General features: G+C 46.1%; 10 protein-coding genes. 7 read left to right on the top strand and 3 right to left on the bottom strand.

Annotation, left to right across the window (positions count from 1 at the left end):
- Nucleotide 1 precedes the first annotated feature (1 nt).
- The gene (locus M1B78_RS09470; RefSeq protein ID WP_176468327.1) at nt 2-1006 is read right to left on the bottom strand and encodes a LacI family DNA-binding transcriptional regulator; all 1005 of its coding nucleotides are present in this window, start codon (nt 1004-1006) and stop codon (nt 2-4) included.
- Between the two features lie 215 nt (nt 1007-1221).
- Between M1B78_RS09470 and M1B78_RS09465 the strand changes: the two genes are divergently transcribed.
- Complete coding sequence (locus M1B78_RS09465; protein ID WP_257940522.1) at nt 1222-2397, top strand: glycoside hydrolase family 53 protein; 1176 nt, start codon at nt 1222-1224, stop codon at nt 2395-2397.
- Between the two features lie 380 nt (nt 2398-2777).
- On the opposite strand, the gene M1B78_RS09460 is transcribed toward M1B78_RS09465, so the two are convergent.
- Nucleotides 2778-2960, bottom strand: a complete 183-nt coding sequence (locus M1B78_RS09460) for a hypothetical protein (RefSeq protein ID WP_257940521.1) — start codon at nt 2958-2960, stop codon at nt 2778-2780.
- Nucleotides 2961-3321: 361 nt separating this feature from the next.
- On the opposite strand from M1B78_RS09460, the gene M1B78_RS09455 reads away from it, so the two are divergent.
- The 6 genes from M1B78_RS09455 (at nt 3322) to M1B78_RS09430 (ending at nt 14332) form a co-directional block, all read left to right on the top strand.
- A complete protein-coding gene (locus tag M1B78_RS09455) occupies nt 3322-6354 on the top strand; it encodes a SusC/RagA family TonB-linked outer membrane protein (protein ID WP_257940520.1) in 3033 nt (1010 codons plus the stop codon).
- A 21-nt stretch (nt 6355-6375) separates the two neighbouring features.
- Nucleotides 6376-8052, top strand: coding sequence for a starch-binding outer membrane lipoprotein SusD (gene susD / locus M1B78_RS09450; protein WP_136010791.1), 1677 nt, complete (start codon nt 6376-6378; stop codon nt 8050-8052).
- Between the two features lie 38 nt (nt 8053-8090).
- Nucleotides 8091-9263: a SusF/SusE family outer membrane protein gene (locus tag M1B78_RS09445; RefSeq protein ID WP_257931462.1), complete on the top strand. Its 1173-nt coding sequence runs from the start codon at nt 8091-8093 to the stop codon at nt 9261-9263.
- Between the two features lie 35 nt (nt 9264-9298).
- A complete protein-coding gene (locus tag M1B78_RS09440; RefSeq protein WP_257940519.1) occupies nt 9299-10753 on the top strand; it encodes an Outer membrane protein SusF domain-containing protein in 1455 nt (484 codons plus the stop codon).
- A 100-nt stretch (nt 10754-10853) separates the two neighbouring features.
- Nucleotides 10854-11954 (top strand): glycoside hydrolase family 53 protein, encoded by a 1101-nt coding sequence (locus M1B78_RS09435; RefSeq protein ID WP_257940518.1) that lies wholly within the window; start codon nt 10854-10856, stop codon nt 11952-11954.
- A 299-nt stretch (nt 11955-12253) separates the two neighbouring features.
- Nucleotides 12254-14332, top strand: coding sequence for an alpha-amylase family glycosyl hydrolase (locus tag M1B78_RS09430; RefSeq protein WP_257940517.1), 2079 nt, complete (start codon nt 12254-12256; stop codon nt 14330-14332).
- A gap of 9 nt (nt 14333-14341) precedes the next feature.
- Here the strand turns inward: M1B78_RS09430 and M1B78_RS09425 are convergent, their stop codons facing one another.
- The gene (locus tag M1B78_RS09425; RefSeq protein WP_257940516.1) at nt 14342-15325 is read right to left on the bottom strand and encodes a GNAT family N-acetyltransferase; all 984 of its coding nucleotides are present in this window, start codon (nt 15323-15325) and stop codon (nt 14342-14344) included.
- Between the last annotated feature and the right edge of the window lie 34 nt (nt 15326-15359).

Here is a 15359-nt window from a genome sequence, read left to right as displayed (position 1 = left end):
ATTATTTCGTAGTTCCTCTTATCACCAGATTGGTACGTACTATCTTGTTGCTGCTTTTTTCTTCTCCTTCCAGCTTTCCGGTCAGAATGCTGAAAGCGCTTTTACCCACTTCCTCGCCATGCTGTTCCACGGTAGTCAGCTTCGGGTCGGTGCTTTGGGCAATGGCTCCGTCAGTGAATCCGCAGATGGATACTTCATCGGGAACTTTTACGCCGACCAGTTTGCAGGCATACAGTATGCCCGAGGCTGTCTCGTCGTTGATGGCAAAGAAGCCATCAGGGCGTTTTTTGCTTTCCAGCAGGTCGGGAGTGATGGAGATGGCGCGTTCGCGGGTGTCGCACAACAGAATCATGCTGTCGTCCACCGGAATCTTATACTTCTTCATGGCATCCAGGTAGCCGTTCCGGCGGTTTTTGGTAATCTCCAGATGTGGAGCCGCACCATAGAAAAGGATACGCTTGCATCCGGTCTGTATCATGTATTCCACTGCGGCAAAAGAGCCGGCATAGTCGTCTACCACTACTCGTTCGGTTTTCAGTCCCGTGCAGATGCGGTCGTAAAAGACGACGGGGATGTCATTGTTCAGCAATTCTTGGTAATGGTCGTATCGCGAAGTGTCCTTGGCAAGTGAAGCGATGACTCCGCAGACACGGGCGGCAAGGAAAGAATGCACAATCTTCACTTCCTGCTCATACGATTCGTTGCTTTGTGCTACTATGATATTATAACCGGCATCCGCCGCCGCTTTCTCAATCCCGCTCAATACGCAGGAAAAGAAGTGGTGTACCAGTTGGGGAACAATGACGCCGATGGTGTTGCTGCGGCTTGCGCGGAGGTTTACAGCCAGTACGTTGGGCTTGTAGTTATGTTCGCGCGCATAGGCATGTACAAGGTCACGAGTTTCCTTGCTGATGTCCGGATTGTCTTTCAGCGCCCTTGACACGGTGGAAGGGGAGACATTCAGCGCCCGGGCAATATCCTTGATGGTAATTTGCGGTTTATTCATGGTATAGTTTTGAGGACAAAGATAAGGTAAACTTCCTTAATCCGATTGCAAAAATAACGTAATAAGGTAAATTGTGCTTATCCGTTGAGGTTTATCGGGTTGTAAGTTTGTGCAAACGATTGCGGTTTCTTATGCTTTGACAAATTAAGGCGAATTACGGTTCTGTATTCCCTAAATGCTTATATTTGCGGTATACAATAAATGATGATATTGCCATGAAACACATGAAATTCTTGACTTTCTTTTTTTGTATTGCCTTTGCCGTATTTGCATGCAGCAGCAATAATGAAACAGATCCCAGCGTCGGCGGACTTCCCGATAAGGAGGAATCTCTGGCTACGGACTTTGCTAAAGGTGCCGACATCAGTTGGGTGACGGAGATGGAACATAAGGGTATGAAATTCTACAATACCTCCGGTGTGGAGACCGATTGTTTTCAGCTGATGAAGGATTTGGGCCTGAATGCGGTTCGACTCAGAGTATGGTTCAATCCTAAAGAGCACGATAACTGGTGCAATACGGTTGATTTGGTGACGAAAGCCAAGCGTGCCGCAGGGCTGGGTATGGATGTAATGGTAGACTTCCATTACAGTGACTGGTGGGCCGACCCTGGACAGCAGCATAAGCCTGCTGCATGGAAAGGACTGAACTTGGCCGACTTGAAGAAAGCCATCGCCGGCCATACTGCCGATGTACTTAATGCGCTGAAAGCGGCAGGAGTTACTCCCAAGTGGGTTCAGGTAGGCAATGAAATCCGTCCGGGGATGCTTTGGGATGAAAATGCTGCATTGAGTGGTGCGTCCTATGATGTGAGGGAATGTGATGTAAAGGGTTCCGATAGCACTTCCGAGGAAGTGAAATACCGTAAGAACTTTGTCAACTTGGCTGCTTTTATCAATGTAGGATACGATGCGGTAAAGTCCGTCTTCAACGATGCCATTGTCATCGTCCATCTGGACAATGGATATGACAACGAATTGTATACCTGGTTTTTTGATGAACTGAAAGCCAATGGCGGTAAGTGGGATATGATAGGCATGTCGCTCTATCCTTACTGGACGATGCTCGAGCATAAGGAATATACAGCTGATAAAACTATCACCGAGTGTATTGCCAATATTAATAGCGTAGCCCGGAAATACAACTGTGATGTGATGGTGGTGGAAACCGGCATGGAGTGTGCTGACGACAAAGGGAATCTGGCAAGTGCTTCCGTGCTGGCAGAAGGGAAACGCCAACTGGCCCGTATCCTGAAAGAGTGCAAGGAGAATACCGGCGGACGCTGCAAGGGCGTGTTCTACTGGGAACCGGAATGCAGGCCGAACCAATATCGGCTGGGGGCATTCACAGAAGACGGCCGCCCCACTGTGATAATGGATGCTTTTAAATAATTATATTAACAAAATCTTTTAAAGAAGAATGAGAAAGACCATACTTATCTTTTCCTGCTGCGCTTCTCATGATTAGGACATCTTTGGTCTATTCGACCGCAACAACGATTTGCTGGAGGTAGCGGTTATGCAAGACCTTGAAAAGCAAGCTTCGGTAAAGACTTGGCGTATATCACTGTCCGCGTCGTAGATAAGGACGGCAACCTTTGTCCGGCAGACAGCCCTTTCACCTTTTCTCTCAAACTCCCTATTCATCGGCTTTTTCGGTGAAACTTGTTTTATCTTGTACCCGCCCTCGGTTAAGGGCGCGCAGATTGGCAATTGCTTGTTGTCTGCTTCACTGCATGGGAATGCGGCGTCATTGCAAACTTGTTGCAAAGTTACTGCAAAGCTGTTGCAGCGACACTGCAAAGCTGGTTGCAGCGACACTGCAAAGCTGTTGCAGCGCTACTGCAAAGCTGTTGCAGTGCTACTGCAAAGCTGGTTGCAGCGACACTGCAAAGCTGTTGCAGTATTACTGCAAAGCTGTTGCGGATTTTTGCAGTAATTGTCTGTTGAATCATAACAAGTTATGTTAGGAGGAAAAAATGCGGAATCAAAGGTGGATATGCGATTCGTATGATAGTCGGGAAAGTTACTTGTGAGATGCGGCGGCACGAAAGAAAGAGGTTTCACCGGAAAATCCGATGAATAGGGAGTTTGGGAGAAAAAGGTGAAGGTGCTGAAAGATGAAATATGCAATCGTTTGCATTGCCTGAACTTCACATTTTGCACTTCCCTTACATTTTACTAAATTAATAAAGCATATTTTTGTTGCGTCATGTTTTGGGTACTTGAAAGACGTTAGAAAACAAAAGTACGAAAATTATTTTTCGAATAATATATATAGGTAATTAATATTGTTAACTTTAATTTATTAAATGCATGAAGCAAGTTAATCTTAGAATCTGTCAAACGATTCTTACCCTAATCTTAGGGCTATTCTTGTCTGTAGGCGCTTATGCACAGAACATCACTGTGAAAGGGCATGTGAAAGATGCCTTGGGTGGCGTGATAGGCGCGAGTATAGTGGAAAAGGGAAATCCTACGAACGGTACTATTACCGACTTTGACGGTAACTTCTCATTGAATGTTCCGAAGGGAGCCACTTTGGTTATTTCTTTCATCGGTTATAAGACTCAGGAAGTGGCTGCGGCTCCCAGTATCATTGTAACTTTGGTAGAAGATAGCGAAATGCTGGACGAAGTTGTGGTTGTGGGCTATGGACGCACAAGGAAAGATGACCTTACCGGTTCGGTTACTGCTATCAAGCCGGATGAACTCAGTAAAGGTATCACAAACAATGCACAAGACATGTTGGTCGGTAAGGTGGCCGGTGTCGATGTCATCACTTCTGGTGGTACTCCGGGTTCCGGTGCTCAAATTCGCGTGCGCGGCGGTTCTTCTCTGAATGCCTCGAACGACCCGTTGATTGTCATTGATGGCTTGACTATCGATAACAACACGGCAACAGGTATGAGTAACGTTTTGGCTATGGTCAATCCAAGTGATATTGAGACCTTTACGGTCTTGAAGGATGCTTCTGCTACAGCAATCTATGGTAGTCGTGCTTCGAACGGTGTTATCATCATCACTACCAAGAAAGGTAAGAGCGGTTCTGCTCCTAAGGTATCTTACAATGGCGACATGACAATTTCCATGATTCAGAAGAAATACGATGTGCTCGACGGTGACGAGTTTCGCGCACTTGTCAATGACATGTGGGGAGAGAACGTCGGCACCGTAGGCTTGGGCAATGCCAATACCGACTGGCAAGACCAGATATTCCGTACTGCCATCTCTCACAACCACAATGTTTCGATATCCGGTGGCTTGAAGAATATGCCTTATCGTTTGAGCGTGGGCTACAACTCTTCCGATGGTATTGTAGAGACTTCCTGGATGCGTCGTGCCAATGTCGGCCTGAATCTTTCTCCGTCTTTCTTCGATAACCATCTGAATCTGAAGGTTAATGCCAAGTATATGTACGAGAAAGACCGCTATGCGGACGCAGGTGGCGCTATTGGTGCGGCTCTTTCCATGGACCCGACACAACCCGTCTATTTCGCTGCCGACGATCCTCGCTCTCCTTTCTTCGGCGGTTATTTTCAGTACTCGCAGACTCCTCAGAATTTCAATTCGGAATGGTTGTACACCAATAATCCCAATGCTCCGCAGAATCCGTTGGCTCTCTTAAAAATGAAGGATACGGAAGCTGCCGCCAATGACTTCACGGGCAATATTGAGGCTGACTATAAGATTCATGGCTTTGAAGACCTGCATCTGCACGCCAGCTACGGTGGTCAGTACACGGAAAGTAAGCAGGACGACATAATCTCCAAGTATTCTTATTCCAACAACTATTATGGATGGAACGGTGTGACCCAGTATTATAAGTATAGCATTACCGCTAATGCCTATGCCCAGTACATGAAAGAGATTGGAGCCCATAACTTTGACGTCATGGTAGGTGCGGAAGAGAGCCACTACCACCGCAACGGTTACAACTATGGCCAAGGTACAGACCCCTATACCGGTGAGGCATACAATCCAAGCTCAAGAAAAGAGCAGGAATGGGCTACGCACTACTCTTTGGTATCCTATTTCGGTCGTTTGAATTATACGTTGCTTAATAGATACATGCTTACGGCTACGTTCCGTGCCGACGGTTCTTCACGTTTCCACGAAGACAACAGATGGGGTTACTTCCCTTCAGTAGCGTTTGCATGGAAAATCAATGAAGAGGCGTTCATGAAAGATCTCACTTGGTGGAATGAATTCAAGTTGCGCTTGGGATGGGGTATGACCGGTCAACAGGATATAGGTACCGACTTTGGTTATGTCACTCATTATACCGTCAGCGATTCTTATGCCCAATATCCTTTCGGTGATATTTATTATGGTACCATGCGCCCGTCGGCTTACAATCCCGACTTGAAGTGGGAGACTACCACCACTTACAACGCCGGTATCGACTTGGGCTTCCTGAACAATCGCATCACTGCCAATGTTGATGGTTACTATCGTGAAACCAAAGACTTGCTGAACACGGTTACAATTCCTGTAGGCATGCAGTTCGGCTCCGTACTGACAAAAAACATCGGCTCGTTGAAGAACTATGGTTTGGAATTCTCTATCAATGCCAAACCCATTGTGACGAAGGATTTCACTTGGGACTTGAGTTATAACATTGCTTGGAATCATAATGAAATTACCGACTTGGTAGGTGGCGATGACGATTTCTATCAGATAGTACAAAATACCAGCATCAGCCGTGGTAATAGTACTCGAATTCAAGCAAACAAAGTAGGTGAACCCGTTAACTCGTTCTTTGTATACCAACAGGTATATGACGAGAACGGCAAACCTATCGAGGGCATGTACGTGGACCGTGACGGTAATGGACGCATCGACGATGGTGACCGCTATTTCTACAAGAAACCCTCTGCTGATGTCATCATGGGTCTTACAACCAAGTTCCTTTACAAGAATTGGGATTTGAGCATGTCTTTCCGTGCTTCTCTTGGCAACTATGTTTATTATGACTTCTTGTCAAACCGTGCAGTGGTCAGCCAATCCGGTTTGTACACTAACAGTACGCTGCACAACACGACTCCGGAAGCTGTAGCATTGGGCTTCACCGGTGTGGGAGCTGGTAACGACAACTATCTGAGCGATTACTTTGTTCGTAACGCTTCGTTCTTGAAGTGTTCTAACATCACTTTGGGTTATTCGTTCCCGGCACTGTTCAAGGTTGGCGGTCATGAAACATGCTCAGGCCGTGCATTCGTGACAGCACAGAATCCTTTCATCATCTCCAAGTACAAAGGTATCGACCCGGAAGTGTCAAGCGGCATCGATTCTAATCCCTATCCGCGTCCTTTCAGCATTCAGATTGGCTTGAACTTGAATTTCTAATCCATTTAAAGCATATTAAAGATGAAACATATATTTTTGAAAACAGTCCTTGCCGCCCTTCTGATGGGTGGAGTGACAACGTCGTGTATCAACGACTTGAATATATCTTCTGTCGACCCGCAATCCAGCTCTACTTACGGAGACATGGAACTGCTGGCGAAAGTTTACAGCACATTGGGTCTGACCGGACAGAGAGGTCCTGCCGGTAGTGGTGACATCAGCAGTGATGAAGGAGAAAGCGGTTTCTATCGTACCACCTTCAACTTGCAGGAACTTTGTACGGACGAGTGCCTTTGGGCATGGCAGACCGATGTCGATATTCCTCAGATTACCAATATCGGCTGGACTTCTTCATCAGTCCGCGTGCAGTGGGCTTTCCAGCGTCTGGCATTTGACGTGACACTTTGCAATTTCTATCTTGAGAATACAGAAGGTAAGGCGGAAGAGGCCGATTATAAGCGTTATCGTGCCGAAGTACGCTTCTTGCGTGCGCTTCACATGTGGTATTTCCTCGACCTTTGGGGAAAGGCGCCTTTCAAGACTAATTTCGACATTTATGAATATCCGGTAGAGAAAGCAGGCAAGGAACTTTATGACTGGATTGACAAGGAACTGACCGAGATAGAACCGCAACTTGCCGAAGTGGGCGAGTTTAACAATTCCACGAACTTTGGTCGTGCCGACCGCGGAGCCGCTTATATGCTTCATGCCCGTTTGGCATTGAACTCCGAGGTTTACACCAAAGGTGCAGTGAAAGACTATCAGAAAGCCATCGATTACTGTAACCTGCTTGATGGCAAATATGAACTCTCCAAAACCACGAAGAACGGTTATACAGGCTATGAACAAGTATTTATGGCCGATAATGACCAGAACACGCAGGCCATGAGAGAAATCATCTTCCCTATCCGTCAGGACGGCGTTAAGACCAAAAGCTATAGCGGTGCCAACTATCTGGTAAGTTCCACTCGTATCACCGGAATGCCTTACATGGGTACTTCCAACGGTTGGAGTTGTAACTTCTCACGTGCGGCTTTGGTGCAGAAATTCTTCCCGACTATCGAAGATTGTCCGCTTGCTACCGTCGAGGCACCTAAAGGGGCTACTGAAGCCGACATCATTGCACTTGATGAGGCTGCTGGTACCACCACCAAGGATGTTCAGAGAGCAGCCAACGACCAGCGTGCGCTCTTCTATTCCGGTTGCGGTGGCGGACTCCGTAAGTTGCAGACCGATCAGATTGCAGGTTTCAATTCCGGTCTGGCCATCGTGAAATGGAGCAATATCCGTACGGATGGTGAGCCGACTTCACACAACGAATTTCCCGACGTGGATATTCCTTTGTTCCGTTATGCCGAAATGTATCTGACTCGTGCCGAGGCCAAGTTCCGTCTGAGCGGAGATCCTCAGCAGGCATACGATGACATCAAGGTACTGCGCGACCGTGCAGGTGCTTCTACTCCTGCCACCATCACTGAAAGATATATCATTGACGAGTGGTGCCGTGAGTTCTATATGGAAGGACGCCGTCGCAGCGACTTGGTACGTTTCGGGCTTTTCACCGGTGATGAATATGTCTGGGATTTCAAAGGCGGTGTAGCCGAAGGCAGAGGCGTGGAAAGTTACTTTAATGTATATCCTATTCCGGCCGATGACATCAACGGTAATGAGAATCTGACTCAGAATCCGCGTTATTAATAGAAGATTTGTCGAATCATTAAATTAGGAACAATAATATGAAAAAAATATGGTTAGGAATGTTGCTTCCTATTCTGACAATGGTGATGGTCGCCTCTTGTGAGAATGATATGGATAGCAACCCTGTATTCCACGAAAATACTACAGGATTTGTATTGAATATGCCTGCCAATGCAGCCAATAATGTGCTGGATTTGCTGGCTACCGACGAGTTGAAGTTTACTACCAGTCAGCCTGATTACGGTGGCATGCCTCTGAGCGTGAACTATGATTTGCAAATGTCTTTTGAAGACTTTACGGCAGAAGAGCCTGTATATACTGTTTTGACAAGCTCTATCTCAACTGTTGTCAGCGTGTCGGGCAGCAAACTGAACAATGCGGTTGTGACCATGTTCCAGGAAGCCAATGAAGGCGTGGAATATCCTTCCGGTGAAGTGAGAGACATTTATGTTCGCTTGCATGCCAATGTGAACGGATTGGAACTTGGGAACTGCTATTCCAATGTTATCAAACTGCAAGTGGTAGCTACCTATCAGGCTCCGGACATAGCTCTTCCTGAAACTCTTTACGTATGTGGGTCGAGCATTGGTGAAGCTTGGAAGACTTGGAAGCCGCTTGCCAAGACATTTGGTTTGGACGGACATTACTTTGCCATGGTGTATCTGACTGACGGAGCAGAATTCAAATGGGGTACTTATCCGGAACAATGGTTGGGATATGCCGATATTAACAAGTTCAATGATGAGGTAGGTGCCGGTCTTTCTGACAACGGAGGCAACATTAAAGTTGCAAACGGAGGTTGGTATGTGCTGTGCTTCGATGCTAAGATTAACGGTGAAGCGATAGACTATACATTGAATGTTTATCCGGGAGCAGTTTACATCATTGGTGCCGCTACATCTTCTTGGGATGATTCAGATCCGGCATCGCAACTGACGGCTCCTGCAGACGCTACGGGCGAGTGGGTATCGCCGGCATTTACCGGAGGAGGTGAGATGCGTGCTTATGTGAAAGTAGGAACGTATGAATGGTGGCGTACGGAGTTCACCCTCTTCGAAGGCAGTCTGTACTGGCGTAATGTTGACATGCCTAACAACTGGGCTGAAAGTGTAGGTAGCGAATATAGTGTACAAGTGCTTGGAGGACAGAAATTGTATGTCAAGTTCGGTACTCCGGGTGTAGATGCCAACGATACCGGTGTGGTGAAATAACCTGAATGAATACTTATTTTAAAAGGAAAAACATTATGAAGAAAAATCAAATACTTGTAGGCTTGTTCCTTGCCGGAATGACCTTAGGTGCTTGTACGGATGATTATACGGATTGGGCTAACCCCCAGTCCAATCCTTCCGAGGAGGCGGCCGCTAAATATGAAATCAATTTTGCCGCAGGCGCTGATGCCACCATTGTGATGGATGATGTGTATGTTGAGTATAAGGATGATGCAGAAGGCATCCAGGGTGATGCCGTTTCCATTGCAACGCTGTCGAGCAGTAATGCCATGATAGAATCCGTCTCTATTGGTAGTGTCAATGTAAATGGAAATGCCATTGCGGCGGAATTGAAGAATGGACAGGTGATGGTGAATACATTGGAATTGGATAGAATTACTCGCGATGTGTTCAAAAGCCGTGCTCATGTGGAACGTACGTTGGATGTAACAATGAATGTCGCCGCAAAATTGACGACAGGCGAGGCTGTTGCCGTCTCCGGTGCTTCGCAAGTGAAATTGACTCCTGTTTCCACTCCTGAGATTTGTGAGGACGGATATTACCTGTTGGGCGATTTCCAAGGATGGAATCCGGCAAATCCTGTCGTGATGACAAAGAAGGGTGAGGGAATTTATACAGCGGTTGTAAATACGACAGGTGATTCTTGGTTTAAGTTTTATCGTGCTTACGATACGGCTAATCCCGATTGGGACACGATTGTCAATCCGGGTCAGATGGGAACAGTTGAAAACGGTGACGCTGCGACGGAAAACTTTTTGGTATGGGTAGGCGATCCTTCTTGTGAAGCGGTGCAGACTCCTGTCATTAGTGGTGCCAATGATTATATCGTGACTTTGGATGTTGTCAATATGTCATTTAAAGTGGCAGTCAAGACTGTTGACCTCTTTATGACCGGCAGCAACTATGGTTGGGGTGATACATGGAAACAGTTAACTCCGATTCATAGTGCCGAAGGCGAATTCTGGACTATTGTATATCTGGAAGCTGGCGAACAGATTAAGTTTGCTCCGCAAGCCGGTTGGGGAAATGACTTTGGTGGCGAGGCAACGATTAATGACGAAGCCGGTGCCGGCTTGACTGCTGATGGCACCAATCTGTTAGCTAAGAATGCCGGTTGGTACTTACTGCACGTAGTGAACACAACCGACCGCATAGTCAATGTGCTTGCTCCGAATATTTATCTGATTGGCGATACTGCTGCCGATGGTAAATGGGAGGTTGCGGACGTTAACAAGTTCACCGTTCCTACGGGAAAAGACGGCGAATTCGTATCTCCCGCCTTTGGGGCTGCCGCTGAAGTGCGTATGTGCGTGAACTTTGGCGGCTACGACTGGTGGAAGACTGAATTCATCGTTCTCGATGGAAAGATTGTATATCGTGGTAGTGGTAATGACCAGGAACGGGTAAAGGTTGCTGCCGGTCAGAAAGCTTATCTGAACTTTGCTGACGGCATAGGTTCTTTCAAATAATCTTTTTTTCTATTAAGAATAAAGCCCTTTTCCTCGCAATGGAAAATACGAGGAAGAGGGCTTTTATGTTTTCGTTAAACAATCATTTACAGATATTGATATGAAGACTTTTAGATTAATGTCCACTTTGTTTTTTCTGCTTGTATTGTGCTTGGGAATTCATGCGCAGCAGCGTCTTCTTGGCGGGGATATCTCTTTGTTGCCAAGTTACGAAGAAGCAGGAACCGTATATCGTGACGAAACGGGAAAAGCCGTCAACCCCCTTGAATATTTCAAGGAAGAAGGTTGGAATGCCATTCGTGTACGTTTGTTTGTGGAACCGGACAGGGCTCCGGCGGAGCATAAGGGAGAAGGCGTGTGTCAAGATTTGGATTATGTTATGAAACTGGGGCAAAGAATAAAAAAAGCCGGGTATCAGTTTATGCTTGACTTCCACTATTCTGATACGTGGGCCGACCCTGGCAAGCAGTTCATGCCGTATCGTTGGAAGAATAGTAGCGTGGCATCGCTTCCCGACAGTGTTTATCAATATACCAAAAAGAGTCTTGAAGTGATGGTGAAAGCCGGTGCATGCCCCGACTTGGTACAAGTGGGGAATGAGATAACCAACGGAATGATGTGGCCTGCGGCAAAGGTGAATCCGCTTGGAAAGGATAACTGGGACATACTTGTGAAGCTATTGGAGAGTGGTGTCAAGGCTTGCCGTGAAGTATGTCCACGGGCAAAGATTATTATTCATACAGAGAAGGCGGGTGAATGGGACAAGACGAAATCTTATTATAACCATTTGCGACAGCTCGATTATGATGTTATCGGACTTAGTTATTATCCTATGTGGCACAAAGCGGTGGGAGTTCTTGGTGCTACGCTCGATTCTCTTGCTGTAAATTTTCCTGATAAGGAAGTCATGATTGTGGAAACAGCCGCCTATTATTCGCATGAAAAAGACCAATGGGCAAAGAGTGCAGACCAGTATTCTGAATTTTATCCCATCAGCACTGAAGGGCAACGCATCTTTACTCACGAACTGGTAGCCGAATTGCGCCGTCATGCCAACGTGACCGGCCTATTCTGGTGGTTTCCCGAAGAAAATGCTTGCGGAAATACTGTGACGGAAGGTTGGCTGAATCGGGGGCTTTTTGATAATCGCACTGGTAAAGCGCTTCCGGCGATGAAGGAATTCAATAGGTTTATCCGTTAACTTCATCCAAGTCTTCCATAAAAATAGAACCGGCCTTTTGGTAGTGCGGTATGAAAAATCCTCAACTGCAATTGATGGTTTATGGTGATGATATAGGGTTTTGCAAACCTGTCATTTTCAAATTCGCTGAGTACTTGCGATGAGGCGGATTTGAACTTCGGCAGTTACGGGAAGAGCGAACAGTCTCCGGTCGTGCAAACGTTTTCGTAAATTAACCGTGCTTTTTCATTACACTCTGCCTGGCAGCTTCTTTTTCTTCTCTATCTTTGAATCAAGTAATAATTTGATAATCTAATGGTATGAAGAAGATTAAGTTTCTTTCTTTTTTCTTATTTTGTGTGTTTTCATTCTGCTTGGTGGCTTGCAGTGATGATAATGGTACTATACCTACGCCGGAACCGGAACCTGAGCCGGAACCTGCGCCGTCAGAATGGACTGCGATTGCTGCATCTCCTGCTGATTGGGATGGTGAAAAACGTGCGGACATCTCTTATCAGTTATTGGTTTACTCCTTTTCCGATGGCAATGGTGATGGTTATGGTGACATTAATGGCTTAATTTCTAAATTGGATTACATCAACTCTTTGGGTGTGAAGGCTATCTGGCTTTCTCCTATTCATCCGTCACCTTCGTATCATGGCTATGATGTGACGGATTATACGAAGGTGAATCAAAAGTTTGGTACGGAGAGTGACTTCGACAGGTTGGTTTCCGAAGCACACAGTCGGGGCATCAGGGTTTATCTGGATTATGTCTTGAACCACACGAGTGTGGAGCATCCGTGGTTTTTGGCTGCAAAATCTTCTACTGACAGTGAATATCGCAATTATTACATATTCTCTCAAGACCCGGAAACTGACATCAAGGCGGGAAAGATTGATATGATTTCCAGTGAAGGGGGAAACGGATATAATTCGGGAGAATGGTTCTCTACGACGGCTTCAACAGATGTCGTGAGCGGATGTTATAAATTTGTGCTCGATTGGTCGAATGCTTCAAGGCCCACGGTGACGGTGAGCGTTGCAGAAAAGGCGGATACGGATAATACAGACCAGACAACTGCCGATGCCAAGTATCTTTATTATGGTGACCCTGCTGTCTGCAAGAAATTTTATGATAAGGGGAATGGCATTTTTGAATTGACAGTGGATTTCTCTTCGCCTTGGGGATTTTTGATTCGTACCAGCAATACGGATTGGGGCAATCATAAATATGGTGCTACTTCTGCCGGTACTCGTCTGAAATATGATGAACCTTTTGCTTTAAAACAAGGTGAGGGTGCTGCGGATATTATGTTTGAGTCTATGAACTTATGGTATTATCACTCTCATTTCTATACAGCTTCCTTTGCCGACCTTAATTACGGCAAACTTTCTGATTTGAAAAGTTCTCCGGCATTCAAGGCGGTGGTTGCGGCAGCTAAGGGATGGATAGACCGTGGAGTAGACGGATTCCGTCTTGATGCAGTGAAACATATCTATCATAATGCCGGAGGTTCGGAGAATCCTACTTTCCTTAAGACTTTCTATGATGAGTTGAATACGTATTATAAGCAGAAGGGCAAAGCTGATGAACTTTATATGGTAGGTGAAGTCCTTTCCGGTGCCAGTGAGGTAGCTCCTTATTACCAAGGGCTTCCTGCATTGTTTGAGTTTGACTTCTGGTATCGGTTGGAGTGGGCTATTAATAACAATACGGGCTGTTATTTTACAAAAGACATCATGAGCTATCAGCAACTTTATGCTGCTAATCGTTCGGATTATATCGAAGCTACCAAGCTATCGAACCATGATGAAGACCGTACAGCTTCCAAACTGGGTAAATCCGTTGACAAAGAGAAACTTGCGGCAGCAGTCTTGTTGACCGGTCCGGGTGAGCCTTATATCTACTACGGTGAAGAGTTGGGGCTTTATGGAATGAAAACTAATGGCGACGAATACGTGCGTGGTCCGATGTTATGGGGTGACAATACGGTAACTGCTTATACGGACAAGGTGGACAAGGGCGTGGCTTCCAGCATAAAGTCTGTGGTGGAGCAGAAGAATGATGAAAATTCTTTGCTGAATGTTTATGTGCGGTTTGCCAAACTGCGCAATACCTATTCTTCATTGGCTGAAGGAAAGATGTCAAAACATGGCATTTACAATGAAAATAACACCACTGCCGGTAAGACTATTGCTGCCTGGTATATGACGAAAGACACAGAGAAGATGTTGGTAATACATAATTTCGGTGCCTCTGCTACTGAAATTACGTTGATGGATAAGATAGAGAAAGCCGTCGGAGTAAATGGGGATATTTTGCAAAAGAAGGACGGCGATGGCATTATGGTAAAAATGGGTGCATATAGCACTGTCGTATTTAAAATATCCCAATAAAGTCGTTTTTTATTCATACATCTTTATCAGCACCCGATTCAGCCAGTTCCAACGGAAACGGAACCAGCGTCGGGTGCTGCTTTGTTTTCCTCCAAAGCGGAGAACGAACTCACGGTAGCCATGTTTACGGAAGGGAAGTCCCACATCCATGAATTCCAAGTGGCGGTATCCGCGTTGTTTGGCATCATCCAGTGCTTTCCATACGGCAAGAATACCCGGATATTGCAGGGCGTAAGTCTTGCGCATGCCTCCGGAGAACCATAGATAGGCACTATCATCCGAATAAATGCATGCACTGCCACCGATAATTTTTTCTTTATAAGTAACGATGAAGATTTTGCTTTGCTGTCCTTTTGTCAACTGGTTCTCGAGATGCTGAAAGAACTTGATGCTGGGGAAGTGGCGCCGTATCTTGGAAGAATATACGTGACGCAACATATGGGCAAAACAGAGAATTTCCTCTTTGGTACGTGCTTCCCGCACTTGGGCACCGTTTTTGAGTCCTTTCTTTATTTGCCGGATGCGTGACGGGCTGAAACGCTCTTCCACCTTTTCGACACTGTGCAGTGAGTTGCGCACCCGCAGCCAATTGATGGCTATGTATTGGTTGTCCCGGAAAGATTTGTAGCCGAACATGGCATTTTCCAGGTTGCGGAACTCGATGAGAAAAGAATCGCGCAATGCTTCATTGGTAAGTCTTTGCAACATATCACTGAAGATAGTCTCTTTGTCTGCCTCGTTGTCGAAATATTCTCCCGTACCGTACACCTCACATCTTTTGATGATGCCGGGGGGAAACATGCGGACACTTTTACGTATGGCGGCAAGCAGTTTCGCAACGGGCTTGTCATCTTCGGATGCTACAATGAGTATGGGGGTATACCCCGGAGTTTCCTCATAGATTCGGAACAACTCTGTGGAATGGAAGGTGTTGGTACCCGGCAGGTCGGGAACCGTGCTCCCACGGTAATATGTAGTGAGTTTCAAAGGCATGGTCTGCAAATTTAAAAAATAATCTCGTATCTTT

It is taken from the genome of Bacteroides muris (ex Fokt et al. 2023) (assembly GCF_024704895.1).
Taxonomy (GTDB): Bacteria; Bacteroidota; Bacteroidia; order Bacteroidales; family Bacteroidaceae; genus Bacteroides; species Bacteroides muris.
Note: the sequence above shows the minus strand (reverse complement) of the source record. Positions and strands in the feature narration are given on the sequence as shown.